Source organism: uncultured Porphyromonas sp., from assembly GCF_938023125.1.
Taxonomy (GTDB): Bacteria; Bacteroidota; Bacteroidia; order Bacteroidales; family Porphyromonadaceae; genus Porphyromonas.
In genome coordinates this window covers 51,670-78,247 of sequence record NZ_CALHDW010000018.1, presented here as the reverse complement: position 1 = coordinate 78,247, position 26,578 = coordinate 51,670, and the positions used below count along the sequence as shown (strand labels likewise).

General features: G+C 51.5%; 13 protein-coding genes. 7 read left to right on the top strand and 6 right to left on the bottom strand.

The features are described 5' to 3' along the window. Positions 1-46 precede the first annotated feature (46 nt). The 3 genes from ruvA to polA are packed head-to-tail and all read left to right on the top strand — an operon-like array spanning position 47 to position 11,029. A complete protein-coding gene (gene ruvA, locus Q0090_RS06475) occupies positions 47-646 on the top strand; it encodes a Holliday junction branch migration protein RuvA (RefSeq protein WP_297948896.1) in 600 nt (199 codons plus the stop codon). 29 nt (positions 647-675) lie between these two features. Further along, complete coding sequence (gene sprA, locus Q0090_RS06470; protein WP_297948894.1) at positions 676-8,163, top strand: cell surface protein SprA; 7,488 nt, start codon at positions 676-678, stop codon at positions 8,161-8,163. A gap of 52 nt (positions 8,164-8,215) precedes the next feature. Continuing rightward, a complete protein-coding gene (gene polA / locus Q0090_RS06465) occupies positions 8,216-11,029 on the top strand; it encodes a DNA polymerase I (RefSeq protein ID WP_297948892.1) in 2,814 nt (937 codons plus the stop codon). A gap of 287 nt (positions 11,030-11,316) precedes the next feature. Here the strand turns inward: polA and Q0090_RS06460 are convergent, their stop codons facing one another. The 6 genes from Q0090_RS06460 to Q0090_RS06435 all read right to left on the bottom strand — a co-directional run bounded on the left by Q0090_RS06460 (position 11,317) and on the right by Q0090_RS06435 (position 19,912). After that, the gene (locus tag Q0090_RS06460; RefSeq protein ID WP_297948890.1) at positions 11,317-11,916 is read right to left on the bottom strand and encodes a sugar transferase; all 600 of its coding nucleotides are present in this window, start codon (positions 11,914-11,916) and stop codon (positions 11,317-11,319) included. 795 nt (positions 11,917-12,711) lie between these two features. Then, positions 12,712-13,722, bottom strand: a complete 1,011-nt coding sequence (locus Q0090_RS06455; protein ID WP_297948888.1) for a hypothetical protein — start codon at positions 13,720-13,722, stop codon at positions 12,712-12,714. Positions 13,723-13,804: 82 nt separating this feature from the next. Then, the gene (locus Q0090_RS06450) at positions 13,805-14,782 is read right to left on the bottom strand and encodes a hypothetical protein (RefSeq protein WP_297948876.1); all 978 of its coding nucleotides are present in this window, start codon (positions 14,780-14,782) and stop codon (positions 13,805-13,807) included. A 36-nt stretch (positions 14,783-14,818) separates the two neighbouring features. Then, positions 14,819-15,853: a hypothetical protein gene (locus tag Q0090_RS06445; RefSeq protein WP_297948874.1), complete on the bottom strand. Its 1,035-nt coding sequence runs from the start codon at positions 15,851-15,853 to the stop codon at positions 14,819-14,821. A gap of 22 nt (positions 15,854-15,875) precedes the next feature. Further along, positions 15,876-17,411, bottom strand: a complete 1,536-nt coding sequence (locus Q0090_RS06440; protein ID WP_297948872.1) for a hypothetical protein — start codon at positions 17,409-17,411, stop codon at positions 15,876-15,878. Positions 17,412-17,440: 29 nt separating this feature from the next. Beyond that, on the bottom strand, positions 17,441-19,912 hold the full coding sequence (locus Q0090_RS06435; protein ID WP_297948870.1) for a hypothetical protein: 2,472 nt from the start codon (positions 19,910-19,912) through the stop codon (positions 17,441-17,443). 502 nt (positions 19,913-20,414) lie between these two features. On the opposite strand from Q0090_RS06435, the gene Q0090_RS06430 reads away from it, so the two are divergent. From Q0090_RS06430 to Q0090_RS06415, 4 genes are all read left to right on the top strand, one after another. Continuing rightward, the gene (locus Q0090_RS06430) at positions 20,415-20,927 is read left to right on the top strand and encodes a hypothetical protein (protein ID WP_297948868.1); all 513 of its coding nucleotides are present in this window, start codon (positions 20,415-20,417) and stop codon (positions 20,925-20,927) included. After that, positions 20,924-22,225: a hypothetical protein gene (locus Q0090_RS06425; RefSeq protein ID WP_297948866.1), complete on the top strand. Its 1,302-nt coding sequence runs from the start codon at positions 20,924-20,926 to the stop codon at positions 22,223-22,225. Before Q0090_RS06430 ends, Q0090_RS06425 begins: the two co-directional genes overlap by 4 nt. A 130-nt stretch (positions 22,226-22,355) precedes the next feature. Beyond that, positions 22,356-24,689: a cation:proton antiporter gene (locus Q0090_RS06420; protein WP_297948865.1), complete on the top strand. Its 2,334-nt coding sequence runs from the start codon at positions 22,356-22,358 to the stop codon at positions 24,687-24,689. A 28-nt stretch (positions 24,690-24,717) separates the two neighbouring features. Further along, entirely contained in the window at positions 24,718-26,448 is a 1,731-nt protein-coding gene (locus tag Q0090_RS06415; RefSeq protein WP_297948863.1) for a phosphoethanolamine transferase, read from the top strand. The last annotated feature ends 130 nt before the right edge of the window (positions 26,449-26,578 follow it).

Genomic DNA, 26,578 nt, shown 5'->3' with positions numbered 1-26,578 from the left:
GTGAGCCTCATCACAATAGGCAGAGCCCCCCGTGCGTTATAATGATATGATTGCCTATATAGAAGGAAAAATAGACCGTCTTACCCCAACAAATGCCCTGCTTGATGTAGGGGGTGTGGGATACGATATAAACATAACACTCACAGACTACACCGCCCTGCAGGGAAAACCCTCTACTCGGCTGTGGATAACCGAGATCATTCGAGAGGATGCCCATCTCCTCTATGGCTTTGTGCGAGAGGAGAGTAGAGCATTTTTTGAGAAACTTTGTTCTGTCTCGGGAGTGGGACCCAGTACGGCCCGCCTCATCCTCTCCTCATATACGCCCAACGAATTGGCGAGCATTATTGGCAATGGAGCCGTAGATCTGCTCAAGAATGTAAAGGGGATTGGTCTCAAGACAGCGCAACGTATTGTAGTAGATCTCAAGGGAAAGATAGACCTGACAGCCTACGATTTTGTGGAGGGAATGCCCGAAGGGGGAGATCCCTCTCAGGTGGCCGCTGTGAGCGACGAGGCTCAACGTGCCCTCAAGATGTTGGGATTCCCCGATCCGGCTATCCGCAAGGCGGTAAAGGCTGTGCTCGATGCGGATGCTCATCTTCCCGTAGAGGAGGTGATCAAGCAGGCTCTAAAGCGTCTTTGATCTCCCCTTCCCTCTAGCCCTTTTCTGATATGTCGCAGCAACAGAGACGTTGGTTTTTGGCACTTCTGGCCGTGGCTCTTCTCGCCTTCTCTTCGTGGTGGGGAGGGGGAGCCTTGGTGCGTTCTTCTCGGGTGCCCTACCGCGTTGCCTCTGTGGCAGACACAACGCATCGTCCGAAAGTACAGAAGACGCATCCCCAAACGGCCGAAGATATTGCCCGTAAGCACCCGATGGATTTGCGTAATCCATCCCAGCTCAAGAGTGAATTTATCTACGATGGCGCCACGGGTTGCTATCTTTATGTGACCACACTCAACGGCAAGCGCATTGGTACTCCCATTATTTATACCACAGAGCAGTACCTGGCTTATCTCAAGAGACGCGATGCCACGAGTTACTTTGCTCAGCGCGACCGAGAGGGTGCCAAGGAGGCAGGGAAGCAGCAGTTCAATCCTTTCGATTTTGGCTTTGAGCTAGGGCCGGCCGAAAAGATCTTCGGTCCCGGAGGGGTAAAGTTGCGCACACAAGGATCGGCAGAGGTGCTCTTTGGAGTAAAGACCAACGCAACGGACAATCCCTCCCTCCCTCAGAATGCGCGCAGTCATACCTTCTTCGACTTCGACGAAAAGATACAAGCCAACGTACAAGCTTCGGTGGGAACCAAGCTTAACTTTGGTTTGAACTACAACACAGAGACAACCTTCGATACCGATGCTCGTAAGCTCAAACTCGCTTACGAAGGGGAGGAAGACGATATCATAAAACTGGTGGAGGCGGGGAGCGTTTCACTACAACCCAAAAACTCGCTCATCCAAGGCGGGGCCTCTCTCTTCGGGATTCATACCAAAATGCAGTTTGGTAAGCTCCAGCTTAGCATGGTGGTGAGCCAACAGGAGGCAGAGACCAAGCGGGTGAGCTCGGAGCGAGGAGCACAGACCACGCCCTTCGAGTTTTCTGCCAACAATTACGACGAAAACCGCCACTTCTTCCTCGGGCATTACTTCCGCGATGGCTACGACCATGCGCTCTCTACCCTCCCATTTATTTCGTCGGGGGTGGTGATCAATCGTGTAGAAGTCTGGATTACCAACAAACGTGCACGCTTTGAGGAGTCGCGCAACATTGTCGCATTTACCGATCTTGGGGAGCCCGATAAGCTCACGGCGCCCGGGGTTACGGCTACGCATCAGACGAACGGAGCCCCCGATAACACGGCCAATTCGCTCTATGCCACCCTTCTTACGATGCCGGATCTCCGCCGCATCGATCGTGTGGGTCAGCTATTGCAGGGGCTGTTTGCAGGAGGAACCGACTACGAGAAGCTCGAGAGTGCTCGCCGCCTGACGCCCAATGAGTACACGCTCAACGCTACGCTCGGTTACATCTCACTCAATACAAGACTGAATGCAGACGAAGTGCTTGGGGTTGCCTACGAGTATACCTACCAAGGGAAGGTCTACCAGGTGGGCGAGTTCAGTACAGACCGCACCGAAAACAGCAGCGACAACCTTTATGTAAAGCTTATCAAGGGGTCGGCCATGACCCCATCGGCCCCCTATTGGTACTTTATGATGCGCAACGTCTATACTCTAGGATCCAACGTGAGTGACCTGCAAAAAGATCGCTTTAAGCTCGATATCTATTATCGTAATGACGAGGCCGGTACCGCTCTTCCCTATCTTGATGAGGGGAATGCCAAGGGCAAACTCCTCCTACAATACCTCGGTATGGATCGTCTCGATAGCCGAGGAGAAGCCTATCCCGATGGGGTTTTCGACTTTGTGGAGGGCTACACCGTACAGGCACGCCGCGGATTGATTTTCTTTACTACGGTAGAGCCTTTTGGTAAGGCACTGCGGAAGCGACTCGGGGATGACGCCATTGCCGATAAGTATGTATACCAAGAGATCTACGACAATACCTCTGTGGTGGCGCGGCAGGCTGCCGAGCGCGATAAGTTTATCCTGCGAGGGGAGTACAAGGCGGCATCTTCGGGGCAGATTAGTCTTGGTGCCGGTATTGCCAACGTAACGCCCGGTTCGGTGCGAGTTACAGCTGGGGGGGCACTCCTTACGGAGAATGTAGATTACACCGTCAACTACGCCATGGGTACCGTGACTATCATCAACGAATCGATCTTGAATAGTGGTACACGCATTGATGTTTCCCTCGAAAATAAGGGACTCATGAACATGCAACGCAAAACGGTGGTGGGCTTCGATGCCAACTATAGCTTCAGCAAAGACCTCACCATTGGAGCCTCTTTTATGCACCTCTCGGAGCTACCTCTTACGACCAAGAGCGCCATAGGGGCGGAGTCGATGCGCAACACCCTCTGGGGAGCCAATCTAAGCTATCGCACCGAGTGGCAGGCGCTCACCAATTGGGTAGACAAATTGCCGTTCCTCGATCTTACAAAGCCGAGCGAACTGAGACTGAATGCCGAATTCGCCCACCTCATCCCGGGGCACTACGAAGGGCGGTATGCCAAGGGTTACAGCTACATAGACGACTTCGAATCCTCCCAAGGGTATATCGATTTGATGAACCCTTATGCTTGGATGCTGGCCTCCACTCCGTATCAAGATGGGGCGTCGGCGCTCTTCCCCGAGGCGGCCCTCAGCAACAACCTGCGCTACGGCAATAGGCGTGCCAGGCTGTCGTGGTTCTACATCGACCCTATGTTCAATCGCTCCAATTCCTCTTTAACGCCGAGTTATATCCGCAATAATCCCGAGTTCCTTAGCAACCACTATGTGCGAGAGGTGAGCATGCAAGAGCTCTTCCCCTACCGCGATTATGGGCAGAGTTACCTGAGCTATTTGCAGACTTTCAGTCTCTCGTACTATCCCCAAGAGCGTGGCCCCTACAACCTCAATGCCGATGCACTCTTGCCCGATGGCACACTCTCCAACCCCCAAGACAACTGGGGCGGGATCATGCGCAAGATAGATCAGAGCGACTTTGAGGCGGCAAACATTGAGTATGTAGAGTTTTGGATGCTCGATCCCTTCATCTATAATAAGACTGCCCAAGGGGGAGATTTGTACATCAACCTGGGAGAGGTGAGCGAAGAGGTGCTCAAAGACGAAAAGAAATTCTTTGAGAACGGGATGCCCATCAACGACGATCCGCAAGCTACGGAGAGTACCATTTGGGGGAAAGTGCCCGTGCGCCAGGGGGCCGGCTATGCCTTCGACAATTCGCCCGGGGCGCGTACAAAGCAGGATGTCGGCTTCAATGGGCTGAATGACGAAGAGGAGAAAACCTGGCCCGCCTACGTAGATTACCTCAATGCTCTCCGCAGTAAGGTGGGAGGCGCCGTATTGGCTCAATGGGAGAGAGACCCCATGAGCCCGCTATCCGACCCCGCAGGAGATAACTTTATGCACTTCCGCAATGCCGCCTTTGATGCCGTACAAGCCCCTATTCTCGACCGCTATAAGTACTATAATGGGGTGCAGGGCAATAGTGCCGAAGCTACCGACGAAAACGATCCCTACAGCACGGCTAGCCGCTCTATTCCCGATGTGGAAGACATAAATCAAGACAATACTCTCAACGAGAATGAGAAGTATTTCGAGTACAAGATTTCGCTCAAACCGGCCGATATGGTGGTGGGCAAAAACTATATTGTAGACGTGCGTCCGGCCACGGTTTCGCTGGCCAATGGCTCCAGAGAGACGGTCAATTGGTACCAGTTTAAGGTGCCGGTGCGTGGCTTCGATCGCAAGGTTGGGGGGATTGCAGACTTCAAGACGGTTCGCTTTATGCGTATGTACCTAACGGGTTTCCACGAAGCTACGTACCTTCGCTTCGGTACACTCAAATTGGTACGGGGGGATTGGCGCCAATACGATAGGGAGCTGCACGACCCCTCGCTACTGCCTGCTACCCGAGCCACGATGGAGGTCAGTGCCGTTAATATCGAAGAAAATGGGGACCGTCAGCCTATTAACTATGTGCTTCCTCCCGGCGTATTGCGCAGTATCGACCCCGCACAGTCCCAGGCTACGCAGCAAAATGAGCAGTCGCTGAGCCTAAAAGTCCGAGACCTCGCTCCCGGGGATGCACGTGCCGTGTACCGCAATACAGGCTTGGATCTTCGCCGATATAAAAAGCTGGAGCTCTTTACACATGCCGAGCGCATACAGGATGCTGTGGATGCTGTTGGGGATGGAGATCTCTCTGTGTTCATCCGATTGGGTAGCGACTATCGTAATAATTACTACGAGTATTCTGTGCCGCTCAAACTCTCTCCCTACGGGCTTTATAGCTCCGATGTAGCGGCAGATAGGCGCACCGTATGGCCGGACGAAAATAAAATGACCATTCTCTTCTCGCGCCTTACCGACCTTAAGGGCGAGCGCAATTTGGAGAAAAGCAAGGGCAATCCTAGGGCCGAGTTCTCCCTGCGGTATGCAACTCCCGACCCCGAGAACCCCCGTAATACCATCACGGTAGTGGGTAATCCCTCGCTCTCCAACGTAAAAACCATCATGATAGGGGTGCGCAACGGCGGCCAAGGTAGCAAGAGTGTGGAGGTATGGGTCAACGAATTGCGATTGAGCGACTACCTAGAGCAGGGCGGCTGGGCTGCCAATGCCGATATGCAGTTGCAGGTAAGCGACTGGGGGAGCGTGACGGCAAGAGGTATGATGCAGACGGCAGGGTTTGGAGCCTTAGACCAGTCTCTCTCTCAGCGTCGCCTCGAAGATTTACAGCAAATCAATATCTCTTCTAACTTCGAGATGGGGCGCTTCTTCCCCGAGAAGGCACACGTATCCATCCCTCTCTACTACGCTTATACCAACGAAGTGGTAACCCCGCGTTATAACCCTCTCGACCAAGATGTTTTGCTCTCGGATGCCCTCAAAGCCACTACCAACAAGGCGGAGCGCGACTCGATACGGCGCCTATCGGTAACGGAGACACACACGCACTCAATCTCTCTGAGCAACATGCGGGTGGACGTGAAGAGCAAAACACCAATGCCCTACGACCCTGCCAACTTCTCGTTTAGCTATAACTATAATCAACGGACTCACCGCACACCCGATCTCGTTTACGACTCAAGTCGAGACTGGCAAGCCGGCATTACCTACGATTATTCGCCCGTAGTGCCTCCGATCAAGCCTTTCGGTTGGATCAAGTCGGGGAGCAATATCCTGGCTCCGCTCAAGAGCTATCAGATCAATTGGTTGCCTTCGAAGATCGCTTTCTCCTCCCAGATGGTGCGCAACTATAGCGAGCAGCAAGTGCGCAACTACATTCCCGGGGTGGCTAATGCCCCCTCTTTGCCGGCTACGTTTGTGCAAAACTTCTTGTGGAATAGAGCCCTTACGCTCAATTGGGCCCCTACTACCAATATTCAGTTCTCCTTCCGCTCGGGTACCAATGCACGCATCGAAGAACCCCATGTACAGGTCAATCGTCAGTTGGAACCCGATCTGTACAAGATTTGGCGCGACTCTGTCAGTCGCAGCATTGCCGAGCTGGGCCGTCCTCTAAGATACGACCAAACAGCTACCCTTACCTGGAAGCTCCCCTTCGCTCTTATCCCATATATGAGCTGGATTAACGGCTCTGTGAGTTATACCGGCACCTACAATTGGGATCTGGGAGCGCAGCGAGCCGATGGCGTTTCCTTTGGTAATATAATTCGCAATGAGGCACGTATCGATGGATCTCTGGCTCTTGGCTTCTTGCAGCTCTATAGACAAATTCCCTTCTTAGCCCAGGCCGAGAAGGCGCTCAACGCTACGCCTACCAATACCGCAACTCGTAGGCGACAGCCCGAGGCCCAAAGGCCCGCAAAGGCTTCGGCTCCCCTTCGTTATACTCAGGATATTACGCTCCGTAGTGATAGTACCATTGTGGTACGCCACAACCTGGGAAGCCGCAACCTCAAGGTATCCGCTCGTACCACTGCCGGCAAAACGTACAAGCTCAAGACGCGTACAATAGACAACAATTCGCTGGAGATCCAAAACCTCGATACCGTACAACTTGCCCTCACGGTAGAGAACGAAAAGGTGCGTAAGAAGGCGGCGGATCCATCCGAAGAGCCCTCTCGCTTTGTACAGCATCTGGCCTATACGCTTATGATGGTGCGCGATGTAAACATCACCTATAACCATACCAATAACCTCAATCTACCGGGCTTCATGCCTCAGATAGGTAGTATCGGGGGGCAGGCACGCCAGGGCGATGTCCTTGCTCCGGGGCTTGCCTTTGCCTTTGGGCTTACCGACAATAGTTTTGTAGAGGAGGCAGCTCAGCGTGGCTGGCTTACCCAATTGCAGGAGAATGTAAGACCCTCGGCCTACTCGCAAACCGATAACCTAGGGGTGCGGGTTACGCTAGAGCCGATCAAAGATCTCCGTGTTACCCTCACCGCCAATCGCAACAGCACGCAGCGTGAGGAGACCCAATTCGTTTTCGATGGTATGCCACGCACTTGGGGCGGCTCCTTTATGATGACAACCATCGGGCTTGGAGACTTTTTTGCCACTCCCAACGCCAATGATGGATATGCCTCTGCAGCCTTTACCCAATTCCTCGCCTTCCGCTCTATTATTGCAGATCGACTACGTGAGCGCTACGGAGCCCATGCCGCCTCTTCCTCCTTTGTGGTGCGAGAGAATAGCGCAGATGTACTCATCCCGGCCTTCCTTGCTGCCTATACGGCGAGCGCTCCGGGTTCTGTCTCTCTCTCCCCCTTCCCCTCCCTCAAGAGCCTGCTCCCCAACTGGAGTATCACCTATACGGGGCTGAATAAAACTCCACTCTTCTCGGAACTCTTCCGCAACTTCTCCCTCTCGCATACCTATACCTCTACCTACACCGTGGGCAACTATGCCTCCCTCCTTGGTTGGAGTGCGGTGGGGGAAGATGAGACTCCCCTCGGATTTTTGCGGAAAACACCGGCCGACGACCCCTCTTCGGGAGTCATTACTGCGGGGCAACGGATTGCCGCCATGCCCTACGATATTCCCTCCGTTGCCATACAAGAGGGCTTTAATCCGCTTATCGGCTTGGAGATTACCTTCAAGAGTGGGATGACGCTCTCCTCACGTTGGAATAAGCGCCGAGCTCTTAACCTTAATATCACGGCCTTCCAGCTAATTGAGTCTGCCTCCGACGAGATCTCGGCAGGGGTTGGTTACAAGGTTGATGACTTCTTTAAGTGGCTAGGGGTTAAGCGCAAGAAACCCTCAGGTCGTAAGGCTAAAGATGCCCTCTTGACCTCGGGCGGCTCTATGACGTTGCGACTAGACTACAGCTATAGCCGTACCTCTATGCTCATTCGTAAGATACAAGAGAACTTCTCGCAAGCCACCAATGGCAATATCGCTCACACCCTCAAGTTTAGTGCGGACTATGCCCTCAGCCGTATGCTTACCCTGCGTGCCTTCTATGATTGGAACATGAATTATCCGCTCGTAAGCACGGCCTCGTTCCCCACTCGCAATAGAAACTTTGGGGTCTCGCTCCGCATCAATCTAACGCAATAGCCCGGTATAATCTCCCCTTCTCCTCGGAGAAGCACAAAAAAAGATCGCCCATATGAATCCCACCTCTAGCGGCAAGAGACTTTTTCTTCTCGATGCCAGTATGCTCATTTATCGAGCTTACTTTGCCTTTATCCGCACCCCCCGATTCGATAGTAAGGGGAACAATACAAGTGCCCTTCTGGGTTTTGCCAATAGCCTCATAGAGATCATTAAAAAGGAGAATCCCGACTATTTGGCTGTAGTTTTTGACCCCCCCGGAGGCTCTTTTCGACACCGAGAGTACGCAGCCTATAAGGCGCAACGCGATGCCACTCCGGAGGGTATCCTCTGGGCTTTCCCCCAGGTGAAACGCCTGCTCGAAGCCCTACGAATCCCTGCCGTTGAGGTGCCGGACTACGAGGCAGACGACGTGGTAGGCACCCTCTCTCAGCGTGCCGAGAAAGAGGGTTTTGAGGTCTATATGGTTACTGCGGACAAGGATTACGGGCAGCTTGTTACCAAGCATTCTCTCATGTATCGCCCGGGGACCAACGGGGCTGAGGTATGGGGCGAGGCCGAAGTCTGCGAGAAGTTTGGCCTTGTGCACTGCTCGCAAATGGTCGATTACCTTGCCTTGGTGGGGGATGCCAGCGACAATATCCCCGGATGTAAGGGGATAGGGCCGAAAAAAGCCTCGGAGCTACTCACGCAGTTTGGCTCTATTGATGGCATTTATGAGCACCTCGAAGAGCTATCCCCTTCCCTCAAAAAGAAACTCGAGGAGGGGCGGGAGAATACCCTTTTATCGCGCTATCTGGCCAAGATTTGTACCGAAGTGCCCATGGAGGTGAAGTGGGAGACCTTCCGCCACTTAGAGCCGAATGTGCCCCAGCTCCAGGCCCTGCTCGCAGAGTTTGAGATGCACACCCTAGCCAAGCGTTTGCTCCCAAGCGAGGGTGAGGCAGCCGATTGGGGAGGGGGGCTCTTCTCCTCTAGCTCTACCAGTCAAGACGAGGGGAAGGAGCCATCAGAGGCTAATTCTCTTTTCTCTCCCAAGCAAACAGCCTCTCTACAAGGGCTTACAACATTGAAGGATACAGCGCACACCTACCACGTGGTACGCACAAAGGAGGAGCAGGAGCAGCTTTGGGCCCGCCTTGCCGAGAGCAAACAATTTGCCTTCGATACTGAGACGGACGGACTTAACCCCCTTACCGCCTCCATTGTGGCAGCCTCCTTTGCCCCCGAAGAGGGCGAAGCCTACTATCTGCCCCTGCCCCAAGACTTTGACAAGGCTTGCGCCATCCTCCAGCCTCTTGATGCCCTCATGCGCAATACCGAGATACTCAAGATGGCTCAGAATGCGAAATTCGACCAAAAACTTTTGGCTCGCTATGGAGTTTCGTCTGCCACTCCACTTTTCGATACGCTTGTGGCGCATTATCTCATCGCTCCCGACCAGAGGCATAATCTAGATACCCTAGCGGAGCAGTACCTAGGCTACCGCACCATTGCGTATAGCGACCTATCGGAGAAAAAGAACTTCGACCTGCGCCGGGATGTCGCAGAGGAGTTTTTGGCAGACTATGCCGCCGAAGATGCCGATGTGGTGCGCAGGCTCTACCCCCTTCTTCGGGAGAAGCTAGAGCAAGAGCAGCAAGAAAAACTCTTTTGGGAGGTGGAGATGCCCCTTGTTGGGGTGCTAGAGAGCATGGAACGTGAGGGCGTACAATTGGATGTACAGCGACTGCATGAGGTCTCCGAGAAGCTCTCGAACGACCTCCGCGAGACGGAGGAGCAGATATTCCACTGGGCAGGGCATCCCTTTAATGTGAGTAGCCCTAAGCAAGTGGGGGTAGTTTTGTTTGAGGAGCTGGGCTTGCAGGCCAAGGGCAAGAAAACAAAGACAAACACCTACTCTACGAGCGAAGAAGTGCTCTCCAAGTGCCTCGATCAGCACCCTATTGTACAGAAGGTGCTGGATTACAGGGGGCTCAAAAAGCTCATTGGTACCTATACGGAGGCTCTTCCTGAATTGGTCTACCCCGATGGCCGCTTGCGTACCTCGTACAACCAAGCCGTGACCGTGACGGGGCGGCTCTCCTCGAGTGACCCTAATCTCCAAAATATCCCCATTCGCTCCTCTATGGGGCAGGAGATCCGCTCCGCTTTCGTGCCTCGCAGCTCGGAGTTTACCTTTTTGAGTGCCGATTATTCGCAAATAGAGCTTCGCCTGATGGCACACTTTAGTCAAGACGAGCATTTGATAAAGGCTTTTGTGGAGGGGGAGGATGTACACCGCTCTACCGCCGCACGGATCTACAACGTGGCTCCCGAGGAGGTGACCTCTCTGCAGCGCTCTCATGCCAAGACTGCCAATTTTGGAATTATCTATGGCATATCGGCCTATGGACTGAGTCAGCGCCTCAATATCGATGCCTCCGAGGCGTCCGCCCTTATTTCTAGCTATTTTGAGAGTTACCCCTCCGTGCGTGCCTATATGGATGAGTGCGTGCAGAAGGCAAGGAAGTTGGGCTATACCGAAACGCTCTTGGGGCGTAGACGCTACCTGCCCGACATCAATAGCCGCTCGGCCACTGTGCGCCAATTCGCAGAGCGCAACGCAGTAAATGCCCCTATCCAAGGGACGGCTGCCGACCTTATTAAGGTGGCTATGATACGTATAGATGCTAAAATGCGTGAGCGAAATATGAGGAGTAAAATGATCATGCAGGTGCACGACGAACTCAACTTCGATGCCTATCTGCCCGAAGTTGACGAGTTGCGAGCCTTAGTGCACCAAGAGATGTGCCAAGCTCTTCCCGGCCTAAGAGTCCCCCTAGAGGTGGAAATCGGAGTGGGGAGTAGTTGGCTCGAAGCTCACTAAAAACTTGTTTTGTATCAGAAAATAGGGAGGAGGGTGCCATGTAGAGGGTGCTCTCCTCTTTTTTGTACCTATCGGCTCCCTTCATTGCCGGCTGGAAAAGAAAAATCTTTAGGGTGGAAATGCTCCCGTTTTAGGGCAAGAAATTTTTTGCCGCTGCCCAAGAAATGAAAAAAAATAGGCTGCCATTCTTTTTATTTCCAGGCAGCCTTTGGGCGAGGGGTTTGCAGAAAAAAAATATCCCCTCCAGCTCTAGGCGGAAGGGAATATATAGGGTCTAAAAAAGGGGCTTAGCGATCGAAGAGGGTGAGGTAGGCTGTGCGGAAAAGAATCTTGATGTCGCCCATAAAAGAATGATGCTTGACGTACTCAAGGTTGAGCTCAATTTTCTTGGGCATGATCACATCCTTGAAGTATTCTTCCGGGTGCTCTTGCTCCCCCAGAATGGCATTCTCGTTGCGGAAGTAAATGGAGGCCGGGCTTGTGATGCCGGGGCGCACGGCTAGGATGGGTAGGTATAGATCGGGGTACAACTCCACCTGCTGGCGAACGAGAGGTCGAGGGCCCACAAGGCTCATATCTCCCTTTAGTACATTGATTAGCTGGGGTATCTCGTCAATCTTTAGTTGGCGAAGCCTGCGACCTAAGCGCGTAATACGTGGGTCATCGTCCCCTACGGTGAGAAGTTGGTCTTTGCCCCAGTCCTGATGGTGCATGGAGCGGAATTTGTAGAGTACGAAGTCTTTGTTGTTGCGCCCTACACGTGCTTGGCGAAAAAAAACCGCCCCCCGAGAGTCGCATTTAATAAGAATGGCTACAATGACGAAAAGGGGGGACAAAAGAATTATCCCAATCAAACTTACGAGTACATCGAGCAGCCTTTTTGCCATGCGTGGGGTGTGTCTCTTATTGTGTGTTGCCTATTTACCTTTCTGCAAAGGTAATAAACCCGAGGGATATTTTAGCTCTTGAGAAAATCTTATTAGGGTGCAGATCCCAGTATCAAGTGCAACGGTATGACAAAAGTAGTGCTAAGACTTCATTCGGAAATTTAAAGTCCAACTTTTTCCTAGGTCTGTTGTTTAGCAGTATCCTGATATTTCGTATTTGCTTGTCATCAATGTCTTTGAAGGAAGTTCCTTTGGATATGTATTGTCGAATGAGTTTGTTGAGCAATTCAACATGGGGCTTGTCGGTCGAACAATAGGGTTTAGCAAAAAAGACAGGAATACGGAGCGCCCTCTCAATAGATCTAAAGCCATAAATTCCGATCCGTTGTCCGTGGTTATGGAATGCAACAACCCACCCTCTTGAAGTAAGCCAAACTCCGATTAACGCCCCAAGCCTGTATTTCCCAGTTGTAAGTGCTAGATGAGCTATAGGGGTACTTCACCAACCATTTTGACCTTTACGCCAAAAAACACGTAAGAGGAGTTGTTCCCAGATCCTCAATTCTGTTAAGTCGCTACCTGTATTGTCTGTTTTATTGTACTGAACGTGTGGTGGATACGAGTTTCAAAAATAGTCTCACTCTTGGAGCTTTTTAGTTCCAAGGGAGGAACTTTCCAATCCCCACGTGGAGAATGAAAAATGGCCACGTAGGAATTTCGAGTTTCCTACGTGGCTATCATCTGTAAGAGCTATTTAACGGTGCAGCCTTTGCAATCAGTGGATCGCTATGCGGGTTAGAGCTTGACGCTCACTCGCTGCCCCTCAGGCGACTGGATCGTGAGGAGGTAGGGTGTAGCAAACTGCTCGGCTGATAGAGGAATCGTAACTGTGCTCGTGGACGTAGAGAACTCTTGCAGCGTGCGACCCTCCATATCGTAGAGTGTGATGGTGCTGTGAGGCTCTAGCGAGTCTAGTCTGATAGCTCCAAACATACGGCTGCAGGTCGGCATGTGAGACGAGATAGATGTGATGCCCACGGGCGACCCTTCGTAATGCTCTCCAATCCAGTCTTTCGTGTCTCCTGCTAGATCGTATACGGCCCAGCCGAGGCTCCTGGCATGAGCTACAGCATCTACATTGCATACGTTGCCCTCATGGTCGCTATGCGTATCGATCACCTGAATGGTCGGCTCGGGGATGTCTAGTTCGGGATCAGCAACGGGTGCTGCGCGCTGCAAGGTGTTAAAGGCCTTGGTCATAGCCTGCTCAAAGATCTGATTGTTGTAGAGCTCGATGAACCATAGCTTGCTACAGTTGGAGAAGTCTATCTCCTGCAACTTGTTGTCTGCCAGCCAGAGATCTTCTAGTGGTAGCCCAGCTGGTATTGTGATCGAGGATATCTCATTGCGGTACGCCTCTAGAGTCTTGAGTGCTGTGGCGTGTGTTAGATCTATATTGGTTATTTTGCGGTCTTGGATGATGAGTTGGTCTATCTTGCCATAGATCGTGATCTGAGGTGATGTAACCTGAAAGGCTACTAGGAATTGTCCTAGCTCATCGAAGTCATCTTCAGGGTTGCTGGCCATCTCTTCTCGCTGAAATTGACCATCGCCATTCTGATCGACCCAGACACCATGCTCTATAGGACGTATGACGAATGTGATTTCATCAGCACGCTCTATGGCGGTGGTTAGGACGATGCGATCGCCATCGGTAGATACGGGTTTGAAGGGATTCTGCCCGAGAGCAGGTAGTGCCAGTAGCGGGAAGAGGCAGATGAGATATGTGATATAATGTCGAGACATAGTTGATATATTAGTGTGTGTAGTGGATGGAGTGGCGTGTCTCCTTGAGGGGAAACGCCACCACGTAGATTACAGCTCTGACCTAGATGTGGTAGATCTTGAAGCTTTCGCCTCCGAGGTTGAGTATATAGGCACCATCGGGATAGGAGGTCATCGCTATCAGGCACTGACCGCTAGCGTCTAGTACCCCCGAGGTCAGCAGCAAGCCGGCCTCTGAGTATAGAGCGTAAGGCGCACCACTGTTTCCAGCCAAGACGAGCGCATGAGTAGCCCCGTCGTAGTAGACGATGGGTGTGTCTGGAAGCAATTCTTGGATTGCTGAGGGTGAGCCTTTGTAAGGTACACCTGTCCAGGACTGCCTGTCCCTGTGGAAGTCGTTGACCTCCCAGTTCTTATCTAGAGCGACCTTGACGGCATCTACAGAGCAGACGTTTTTCTCCTCAGGAATGGTCGTGTCGAGTGCTATGACGAGTCCTTTCTTCTTTGCCGCACGGTCGGGAAGGCTCTTCATCAGCGCATTCATCTGTTCCTCTCCGATTTGATTGTAGAAGCAACGTATGTCGTTTATCTCCTTACATGCAGAGAGGTCTAGCGAGGTGATTTTATTTTGAAAGCAAAAGAGCGTTTGTAGTCCTGTGCTGCCAGAGAGGTCTAGATGGTCTATCCGGTTATTGAAGCACTGGATCTCTTTTAGCTTAGGCATCTTACTGACCTCGAGCCCTGCGAGATCTAGGCCTCCAAAGCGGATCGCATCTATGGGACCATAGATTGTGACGCTCGGCTTGACAAGGACGACGATCATGATGTTTGTCTTGCCGATGTTGCCCTTGGCTCTGCCCTCGCCTCTGTCGCAGATGCCATTGCCATTGACATCTACCCAGACGGTCTCATCGTGTGGTACAAAAGCTATACCTAGACTAGAGCCGGCGGGTAGGTCGGTCGTCAAGGTAACACGAGGTCCATCGATAGGTGCCGGTGTCACTTGGGCACGCAGATGGGTGCTGAGTGGCAGCAGCAAGAGTAGTATGAGGGGTATGAATCGTGTAGCTCGTTTGTTCATAGCTTAGTATATGCTTGATTGTTGTGAGAGATAAACTTATAGTACTTGCAGTGTGGTTGTCGCTCCGCAGTGGGTGATGATGTAGCTACCTGCAGGTAGAGCAATGGGGTATGTGGTGGTCTCCAGATCCCCGGCGAAGGTGGCTAGGAGGGCTCCCGAATAGTCGTAGATCCGCACCGGCTCATCGAGGGTGGTACCTATGAGGACGAGTGCCGAGCCTGAGTAGAGAGCTCTAAGCTCCGTCTGAGTCGTAGCTACCTCTGTGATTGCCGTGGGCTCTCCTAGGTACTTGACCCAGTCATTACGAGACTTGTCCCAGGCCTGCACGTTCCAATACTTACCGTCAGCTATGGCGGCCTGTCGGTCGGTTACGTAGTTCTTTTCGGTAGGCTCATTGAGCGTGTAGATATATAGCTGGCCTTCGTTGAACTCGCCCTCGCTACGCATTGGTAGTGCATTGACAAGGAGGTCCATCGCTTCATCTCGTATCGCGTTGTGTGCGACACCGACGAAGTAGAGATGCGGCTTCTTGGTGATGTCTAGACGAGTCAGATCGTTGGAGATGACCTCTACCAGCTCCAGGTTGGGCTGATGCGACAGGTCTAACTCTGTAAACCGATTGTTGCGCCCCTCGAAGCTCTTGAGCTTGGTCAGTGCCGACAGATCGATCTCATCCAGCTTACTATAAGGTACGCCTAGGTAGGTGAGCTGTGTCATACGACTGACGTCGATCTTGGAGAGTCTCCACTTACGTAGTATGATCTCGTTAAAGTTGCCATAGATCCTAAAAGTCTGTGCCGATAGGGTTACGGTAAAGTTCTGTATGCCTTGATCAGGCTGACCGTCCATGGACTTTAATCTAACCACTTCGCCTTCGTCTTGCTGACCATTGGCGTTGAGGTCGATCCAAGCATCTTTACTGATTGCGATCTCTACCTTCTCCCCTGCATTGAGCGTCGTGGTGAGCCCTAGGTAGCGGTTGGGGTCAAACTCCTCTTGCCCATAGCTGGTCGTGGCTATGAGGGGTAAGATCAGGCATAGGAGTAGTGCCTTGTGTGTAATTGTCTTCATCGTTGGTCTACTTACTAGGTGATTAGGGTATGATGACGAGACGTGTCATCTTGCCGACTCTAAGCAGGTAACACCCAGAGGGTAGTGTGAGGCGTGTGGGACGTGCCACCTGAGCTGCAAAATGATAGAGCGTCTCGCCCCCTATAGTATACAGAGCTACCTCAGCCTGTGCACTCTCAGGGAGCAGGGTGATGCCTGTCTTGTCAACAAGGCAGAGGCTCTCGGTGCTACCTACAGACTCTATGCCGACATTGATGCTACAGCCAGTGCCATCGCCGAGGATGTCTATCGTCCAGCCCTTGTCAGCAGCGAAGTTGGACTTACTCGTCGGAGCTCCCGGGTTGGCTGCGATGCGGAGCTGCCCGCCTTGCACCTTCTCAGGGAGAGCTACGCAGAGGCTGTCGATGGCGCAGGCCGAGAGGTTGTTCTTGACAACGGAGACTAGCTCTAGCATTGGCATAGAGGAGGCTAGCTGTAGAGACTGCAGCTGATTGTTGTCGCACTGTAGCTCACGGAGGTTGGGAGCTCCAGAGAAGTCTAGTGCGACGAGCTTGTTGTCGAAGCTGTAGAACTCTTGGAGGCTAGGCAGATCACCGATCTTGAGCTCTTTTAGTCCGCAGTCAGAGCAGAGTAGCGTGACGAGACTTGAGAGGGTGGTGATGTCTAGAAGGCCGAGGTTAGGGTTGTGCTGTAGAGTCAGCTTGTCCAGACGTTCGCACCCCTTGAGATCTATGTTGTAGAGATCGTTTTGATAGCAGTTGAGCGTCTTGAGACTCTTACAGCCACGCGCCTTGAGTCGCTGTACGGGAGAGAAGGAGGTGTCTATGAAGGTGAGCTTCTCGCATCCAGAGACATCAATGCCTGTGATCCCGGTACTAGCGCAGGTCAATCCCATCAGTGCTTTGCAAGAGGAGAGATCGAGTGCGGTGAGCTTCTTATTCATCTGTACGTTTATCTCGTAGAGCTTAGTGCAACCAGAGATGTTGACCTTGGTGAGATCGTTTTTACCACAGACGAGCTTGAGCAGGTTAGGACAGGGCGAGCAGTCTAGCTCACGGAGTACGTTGTACCCGACATTGAGCTCTTGGAGTGCTGGCGTCTCAGCCAGAGATAGCTCGGAGAGATTGTTTTGCATTAGGGAGAGAGACTTAAGACGATCGCATCCCTTGAGGGATAAATCGTTAAGTCCGCATGAAAAAGCCGATAGCTCCTCTAGAGACTTCATGCCATCGATATTTATCTGGAAAACCTTTTGGGATATTATCTTGGCCGATACAAGCTCCCCATAGATTGTCGTCTCATTAGTTGCCGAGGATACGGAGAGGGTGTAGTCCTCGCCCGCAGGTACTTTGTGCGGGACGAGAGCTCCTCGGTGCTCGTCGACATATATGGTTGCCTCCTTGTCGCCTACCGTGATGACCATCGATAGAGCGTTTTGAGGGATGACCAGTAGCTCCATCTTAGGAAGACTCTGCACGTCCTGCGAGAAGGCTCTCTGTGGCAGGAGAGCCACAGAGAGTAGTAGGGCTAATGCCCAGAAGTTGTGTGCTGTATTCATTGTATTTATATTTAGTAGACAGCGTTGTGTTATTCCTTGACAAACGTCATAGCGGTGCTTGCACCCGTGCTATCGGCAGCAATGCTCGTCACGATATATAGTCCAGCAGGTAGCTCAGAGAGGTCTGCACGACCAGTGCCTTCTAGAGAGCGGATGAGTGTACCCGTGGCGTCGTATATAGCTACGCTTGTGTAGGATGTCGGGATCAGTAGCTTCTGAGAGTTGCTGAGGTAAATGATCTGCTCAGCGTGAGCTACTGGCGAGTCAACAGCTACATCGCCAGAGCCTGCGTACTCGTTCTTACCACCGTTGGCACCATTCTGGAAGTCGTAGCAAATCCAGCCCTTCTCGGCGAGCGTTGCTACAGCCTTCTTGGTGACTACGTTGCCGTCCTTAGGCTCGAGGGTCGTATTGATACCATAGAACTCCTTCTTCTCAGCCTTCTCATTTTGTGGCAGAGAGCTGACAGTCTGTAGCATCTCCTTGCTCTGTATCTGATTACCAAAGAGGCTTACCTCTCTAATGGCTTTACAGTTGGTGAAGTCAATAGCAGAGGCGATCTTGTTATTGTAGCAGGTCAGCTCCTCAAGACCGGCGCATGCCTTTAAGTCTAGAGATGTGAGCTGGTTGTCTGCGCAAAGGAGGTTGGTCAAGTCCTCTGAGTGCGTCAAGTCAAGCCTCGTAAGCTTATTGCCCGTACAGTCGAAGTACTTGAGCTGCGTAAGCATCGAGACGTCTAGCTGGGTCAGCTCGTTTCTGGCGCATCTGACCTGTACCAGATCAGGAGTCTTGGAGAGGTCTATCTGGGTGAGCTTGTTTTTGTTGCAGTAGAATCGGAAGAGGTGTGGTGTGTGCGACAGATCCACCTCCGTGAGCATGTTACCATGTAGTGTGAGCGCTCTGAGCTTGCCATTTTTGCTGAGGTCTATCGCTGCGAGCTTGTTGTCAGATGCGTCCAGTACCTCTAGGTCTGGGCACTGAGATATGTCGAGAGCTGTGAGGCTATTGGCATAGCAGAACAAGTTCTGTACATTACCATATATCGTGATGACCTTCGCCTCGTGCGGGAAGTGCAGGCTCTTGTTGAAGTCCGTGACCTCCTCGTCTTCGTCGTACTTTCCATTCTCATTTCGATCGATCCAGACGGACTTCTTGTCGTCATTGTTTCTCATCTCGATCTGCAGATCCCACCGGCCTGATGTAGCGTCACTCGTTAGGACGATCTTAGGCTGGTCTGTGACGTATGGAGAGAGCGGCATATCAGATGGACTGAGAGGATTGAGCCCATCCTTCTCACCAGCTTTGTAGTCGTAGGGAGCCCAGTTCTTGTCCATGAGAGCGTGTAGCGTCTCGTCGTCGTAGGGGTTGAGCTCGCTCTTTTCGTAGCTATCGATTAGGATGAGAGTGCCCTCAGATAGACCCTTGCGGTCATTGAGCTCCTGGACAACCTTCTTGACCCCTTGGAGTAGCAAGTGGTTGTTGTGTATGTCGATGTACTCTAGCTGCGGAGCTGTAGGCATTGTTAGCTTCTTAAGCTGAGTCTTGTTGCAGACGAGCTTCTTGAGGTTGTTGTTTTTAGATATGTCTAGCGTCAGGATCATAGAGCCACTGGCGTAGAGCTCCTCAAGGTTGGGGAAGCCAGCCACATTGAAGATATCTAGCTTGGTATTGCTACAGTTGAAGATCTTCATGCTCTCAGACTGTGGACACTCTACATAGGTAAACGTAGATCCTGAGAAGTCAAGCTCTACCAGGTTGGTTAAGTTAGATATCTTTAGTCCACCCTCGAATTGAAGTATCTGGTCTAGACCCCGTAGGTAGAGGTTCTGAAGTGCGGTGTTTTGAGACAGATCTATAGACTGAAGCAGGTTTGCCGAGCAGTCTAGGAATGTGAGCTGAGAGAGTGAGGAGAGGGATAGGGAGGAGAGGGCTCCGTTGTTGCATCTGAGCTCCTTGAGTCCACCAGGTAGCTCTAGCCCACTCAGATTCTCATTGTAGCTACAGTCTAGAGAGGTAAGCTCCTCATTAGAAGAGAAGTCGAACCACTCGCACTTATTGTAGCTCATGTTGACCACGGAGAGGCTTTCACACACTGACGCATCAATCTCCTCTAGGTTGTTGTGAGACAGGTCAATCTCGGTGAGCGAAGTGGCCTGCTCGAGGTTTACCTCCTGAATGTTGTTGTTCGGGGCACTGAGCCTCTTGACTGCTCCATATATAGTGAGCGTGGTCACAGCGGTCGTCTGCTCAGCTAGCTGCCCGGAGGTGAGTAGCTCGTTGTCGTCCTTCTGTCCGTTGCCATTCCAGTCGGCCCAGACCTCGGTGCCGGCCTCCACGGTGATCTTCCACTGATTTTGTTCAGCGGTTGCAACGAGCGTGATCTGTTCCTGAGCCTTGAGAGCCCCCATAGATAGGATGAGCGCAAGTGGTGTCAGTAAGCTCCCGATGAGCATTCGTCGAGCTTTGATTAATGATTGCCAAGTAGTAGTTCTCAAACCCATAGCGTTGTTATTATTTAGTGTTTATAGATCCGTTGTTGTCGTTCTTTTTCAAGGCTATAAAGTTCTGTCTAAGGGCACTTCCTTTAGGTGGAGAACGGTATCGCAAATATAGAGAATAATTTTTTGAAGTGCAATAGTTTTAGAATTTTGCATAGGGTGATTTTTGTTTATCTAAGCGTTGCACTTACAACTGGAAAATACAGGGGCATGGTTGGAGAGAGGGGCTAGAGAGGGGGTGGATGTCCGAAGAAATGCGTTAATTTCTCGGCAAAAATATCCCAACATTGCGCCTTGTATTGCATTTTTGCCGAGAGCTCACCTTTAATCAAAACATTTTGTTATATTTGCAGCGTATATAAGAATAAATAATCCAGATCTCTCTGCCTTGTGGAGTCGTATAGGCACAAGGCAAACAACGTACCAAGGAAAGTGAGAAGGAAGAGAGATGAGAAAGAGGCCCTATACGGAGAGTTCTTATTATTTACAATAAATACGAATTGAGATGAAAAAACAAGCTGTACTATGGATGGCTGTGCTCCTCTTTACGACTTGGATTGCACGTGGGCAAACTGTCTACCCCATGTCGATGGTTATAGAGCGTCAGTCGCCTGCCGAGCGTGAGGTGATCGAGCTATCCAAAATTGCTAAGATTACCTTTTCCGATGGTAAGATGCATCTCTCCGCAAAAGACAATGCAACACTGCCTATGGGTGGCGTCTTCTCCCTCAGTGGGATCGCCAAGTGTCTATTCTCCACAAAGTATGCTCCTACGGGGATTCTCTCTCCTCTAGTAGCTCCCGAGCTCATCACTTGGCGCGATACCGAGGGGGCTCTCTTCCTCGAAGGGCTTGACGCCGATCGTCTCCATAGCGTAGCCGTTTATGCTGCCAATGGAGCTACCATCGCTTCCTTCCCCAGATTCAAAGCCGGCACACCCATTCCTACCGTGCAATGGGCTCCCGGGGTTTATCTTATTCTCATCAACAATCAAACTATTAAATACGTAAAGAAATGAAGAATCTCTATACTCTTTTTATCGGTGCATGTGTGGCTGCTGCCTCTTGCTTTAGCTCTCATGCCCAAGTGCGCGAGCGCATGGTGGTTTATCCTAAGGGGGGTGCCCCCGTTGGTTACTGGGTAGATCGCACGGATAGTGTTATGTTCCTTACCGATATGCCCGACCTTACAACCACCCTCAAGATAACGGAGCCCACGACTCCTACCCCCGGTGGTATGCACCTTGAGTTTACGATGGGGCTCGATGTTAAGAAGGTGAAGATAGCCTTCCCCGAGCGCTTTATGTTCCGTGGCGATATCAATAAGTTGACACAGGAGCAGCTTATGGCTGCTTTTGATAGGATGGAGGTAAATGAATTCGCTCCCAGTGGGCCTAAGATGGAATTTGACCTCTCAGGCTTGCAGCAAGGTTACTCTTACTATGCTATATTCTACGTCTTGGATGAGTATGGTTGTGCCGGAGATATACAGTTCATGCCCTTCGATGTGCCTGCCGCCGCTATTACAGGAAATCCTCAAGTAAAGGTTGATTTCCTCAAGGTGGGTGCTACAAGCTTGGAGATCAAGCTGACCCCCAACGACGAAACTCTAGGGTACTATTACCTCGTACTGCCCGTAGAAGATCCCAACCGTGAGATGATGATGCAGATGATGGGTATCCCCGACCTCCAGCATTACGTTACTCTTTTTGGTGTTGACTTCCAGACTAGAAGACAACATGTTGGCACGAGCGAAATAAAAGTCGATGGACTTGCTAGTGGAACTGAGCACGCTGTATATCTAGTAGCTATCGACCAGAACGGCCAGTACACCAAGGTTATTGATACCAATCGAGTTACTACCAAAGTGTTGGGTACAGAGCAAAAGGCGCACATCACGCTCAGCGTTAAGGAAAAGACGGCCAACATGGCTAAGATTGTTTGTACCCCCGACGAAAACACAACCGTGTATCGTGTGGCTGTGCTAGAAAAGGCTAAATATGACGCAGCAGCAGTTGAGAGTGCATTCAAGGAAAGTCCGGATGAAGACATGAATATCCCTCTCTATGCCGAACAAAAGACTCTGAACGCTAATGGGCTTACCCCCAATACCGACTATGTGATCGTAGCTATGCCTCGTAACCTCAAGAAGGAATGGGGAGACCTTACCACACTCGAGTTTAAGACAGATGCAGGTGCTACACAGAGAGCTCCCTTCAGCCTTCAAGTTGTAGATGGAGCCAAAGAAGTAGTGCTTCCTACAGCCACTTCGCTCGAGATGTCCTCAGCAAAGGTCGCTCTAGAGCTTACAAAGTAATCATCCTTTCTTAGTGTTTTGATAGGAGGTGCTCCCGGGGCTACGGCTCTTGGGGGCACCTTTTTTTTTATGGGGTTATTCGTACCTTTGCGTCGTATTATTGGTATATGTCTCGAGAAGGATTCGCTCCATGAAAGAAGCTCCTACCCCTATATCTGCCACCCAAAAACGTGGTGCCATCATTTATTATTTAGTGCTATTACTCCTCTTTGTTGGGGCTATTTGGGCCACGGCAACTGTGGCTACACCTATCCTATCCTCAGGGGAGTTGGCAGGAGGCTCTTCGGGCGGTTTGCGAGGGGCTTTCACAGCCTTTGGCGAAGGGGTGCAGCACCATGTGGCTACCACTATTGGGCGTTTGTTGCTCCAAATCGTGGTTATCTTGTCGGTAGCTTGTGGGGTGGGGTGGCTTTTTGCCCGCCTCGGGCAGCCTACGGTTATTGGGGAGATTATTGCAGGTATCCTGTTGGGTCCGAGCCTTCTGGGACTGCTGGCTCCGGGCGTATCTGCTTGGCTTTTCCCTGAGGAAAGCATAGTTAATATCGAACTTCTGAGTCAATTCGGCCTTATCCTCTTTATGTTTACCATTGGGATGGAGCTGCGAATTGCCGATATTAAAGCCCAAGCACGCAACTCGATTATAATAAGTCAGTCCGGTATTTTTATCCCCTTTATTCTGGGCGTGGTACTGAGCATTATGACGTATGAGCGCTATGCCGCCGAAGTTGCCTTCTTCCCCTTGGCTCTTTTTATCGGTATTTCGATGAGTATTACAGCCTTCCCCGTATTGGCGCGCATCGTGCAAGAGCGCAATATGAGCCGCACCTATCTTGGGAAGCTGACTCTTAATACCGCCGCTGCCGGGGATATTATGGCATGGCTCATGCTGGCCGCCATTATGGCCATAACCCAAAGCGGGAGCGTAGCCAGTGCGTTCTTCAATTTTCTTTTCCTACTGCTCTATATGGGGCTGGCCTTTGGCGTACTGCGTCCCCTCTTCTCCCTTATTGGGCGTATGTACAACAAAGAAGAGCTACTGGGCAAGGGGCTTGTCGGGATTATCTTCATTCTGTTGCTCTTGAGCGCTTACCTTACGGAGATCCTGAGCATGCACGCCCTTTTCGGAGCCTTCATCTTTGGGCTGATTATGCCGGAGGACGTGAAGTTCCGGCATGTGATGACTGAGAAGGTGGAGGATGTCTCACTTAATATTTTCTTGCCGCTCTTTTTTGTTTCCTCGGGTCTTCGTACCGAGCTTGGGCTTATCAATTCGGGCGAACTTTGGTTACTTTTGCTCCTCTTTGTGCTTGTAGCCGTTGTAGGGAAAGCAGGGGGTACCTATATTGCCGCTCGCGTATGTGGGATCAATCAAAAGGATAGTCTTTACCTCGGGGCTTACATGAATACCCGAGGGCTCATGGAGCTTGTGGTGCTCAAGATAGGACTGGATATGGGGGTATTACCTCCCGTCTTCTTCGCGATTTTGGTATTGATGACGCTCGTCACAACGGTGATGACCACCCCTATAATTCATCTTATAGATTACCTCTTTTTACACTTCCATCGCCCAACCAAGGAGGCTGTGGCTCGCCTTTCGCACCGAATCCTTATCGCATTTGGTCGCCCCGAGACGGGGGCTTTGCTCCTGCGCTTGGCTCGGCAGTTGTTCCCCGACGAAAAACTCTCATCCGGGGTGTCGTTGTTGCACGTTACCATGAGCAACAATGTAAATGTAATTAACGAGGAGACCTTCTTTGCCGAAAACTTCCAACCCGCTTTGCGTGAAGCTCGCCACCTTGGGCTCTCTGTAGAGCCTATCTATCGAGTGAGCGATCAGGTCACAAGCGAGATCATTGATCAGGCCAATCTACCCCATCATACTTTCTTGCTCGTGGGGGCGGGGTTAAGCCTCTCGAGTGAAGAAGAGGACCGCAATGTGGTCTCTTACCGGATGCTCTTGCAGAAGCGTTGGCGCAAATTCTCAATAACCTCTCCCGAAGTGCTCCTCAACGCCCGTACCCTCTTCAATGATAAGATGACCCGATTTGCCGAGGAGACCAATTGCTCGTTGGGCGTATTTGTCGACAGACACTTTGGCTCTCTCAAGCGGATTTTGCTCCTCGTAAAGGATGCAACCGATAGAGAGGTGCTTCTCCCGCTGGCTCGGCGTCTCTCCAAGGCACACAATGCCTCTGTTGCCATTTTACCCTTGTCGCTCGGGGAAAATGCCCCGGCCCTCGATTTGGGTCCCCTGCCGGAGGGGGCGAATCTGCTCACAGCCGGAGATGGCGTAGGGGTGCTGCGTGGGTACGACTTCCTCTTCATTTCTTACGATACGTGGGGGCTTCTTACGGAGGTGCGCCCCGAGATCTTGCAGGAGTTGCCGAGTACGCTTATCGTTCGCCCCTTTGAGGCTAAAGCCGATCCCCTGGCCATCCCTGCCACAAAGAACGTTTTTGAGTGAGTCTTCTTATGAGTAAATAAATGCTTTTATGCCCTTTTTGTCCCGCCTTGCTACACGCTTTTATCGGAATTCTTGGGTTGGAGTTTTCATCATTCTCCTTGTTCTCTGCTCCAATTTTCGCTACTCTTTTATCAATACAGACCCGGGGGGCGACTCAACACTCCTCTCCCTGCCCGAAACTTTTGGGTGGGGATTTTTCATTCCGCTCCTCATAGCCTTCGTGCCCGATAGGTGCCGAGTGTTGCGCCGTTGCCTTATCGGCTTCTTCTTGTTCCTTGCCTCGCTGCTTTTTTTCGGGGAGCAAATTCTCATCTCCGGCTACAAAACGATTTTCACGGATAGTATTGCGCTTAATATCTTGGCGACGAATCCTCGTGAAGCCGCAGAGTTTATGGCGGGAGCCAGCCTCGTAAAATATCTCTTTTTGCCGCTCTTGCTATTTGTTGTCAGCCTTGCTATTGCCTACGTTGTGTACCGTCTTTCTCGTAGAACAAAGGGGGAGATAAGTGCCTATTGGCTGGCTGCTCCTCTCGTGGTCGTATTGGGAGCCGGTTTCTATTCCTCCGATCTCATTATTACAAGTTACCGAGATAATTACCCCAACTATAAGGTGATGACTCCCATTACTCGCCTTGCAACGGGAGTGATGAAGTGCGCCGAGGAGATGTCTTCTGTGGAGGAGACGCTGGAGGCTTTGCGGCGAGTAGACTGTGGTGCGGTGCATCAAGACCCCTCTTTTTCGGCGCATTCGTTGGTGCTTGTTGTGGGGGAATCTGCTACGCGTGCCTACCATCATTGCTATGGCTTCCCCTTGGCGAATACCCCTTTTTTGGATAGCCTAATTGCAAGCAAAGAGGTGATTCTCTTTGATAATGCTGTGGCTCCGGCTCCCTATACGGCGGCTTCTTTGTCCCAAGTGCTTACCTTTTTCCAACGGACGGATACGCTCTCTACGTGGGATGCTACGCCTACCCTGCCGCTCGTTTTGCAGAAAGCCGGCTACTATACCTACTGGCTGAGCAACCAAGAGAAGCAGGGCCTGTTTATCCAACCTGTGGCAGCGATTGCCTCCACTTCGGATAGTTTGTACTACGCTAATGTGCGTTCTTCTCGCGATTGGTGGGCTCAGGAGTTGAAGCTGGATGGCGATGTTCTGCCCCATTTGCTGACGAGTAGAACGCCCTCACTTCCCAAGAAAAAACTCTTTGAACTCGTGCATTTGATGGGTTCGCACCCCTCTTGCAAAGAGCGTTACCCGAGTAATTTTGCCCGATTCAAACCCGAAGACCTCCCTTCTCCCCTCAAGGATCGGAGCCAAAATGAGGCAATTTGCGAGTATGCCAATAGTATCCTCTACACGGACTATATGCTCCATGAGATCATTCAACGCTATGCGCAAGAGCCCTCTGTGGTAGTCTATGTGGCAGATCATGGTATCCTCACGTACGACCCCGAAGCCGGCGATATGAGTGATGTCTTTGGGCACGCTCCGCACTGGAAGTCAATCTCAGTACCCTTTATGGTGTACGTAAGTCCCAAAATGCGTCAGCTCCATCCCGAACTGGTTTTGCGTCTGGAGGCGGTGAAGCATCAGCTCTTTACTACCGACGTATTGCCCTACTTCCTTTGCTCCCTTATGGGGATTCGTGTGGAAAAGTACCCTGCCTCTTCGCAAGACCCCCTCTCTTCTAAATATGTTGCGGCAGACTCCGTGGTTGTGACTTGGCAAGATGAGCCTATCGTTGTGCGTGCAACGTAGTCTGCCCTATTGTGCGTGGCAACAAGCTTTTTATATATCTTTGCTTAGGAGTTGGAGGCTTCGTTTTTAGGCCCCTTCTCCGAGGAGTTTAGAGTGGCTACGTGCCCCCGGCGAGAGACCGTGGTCTAGG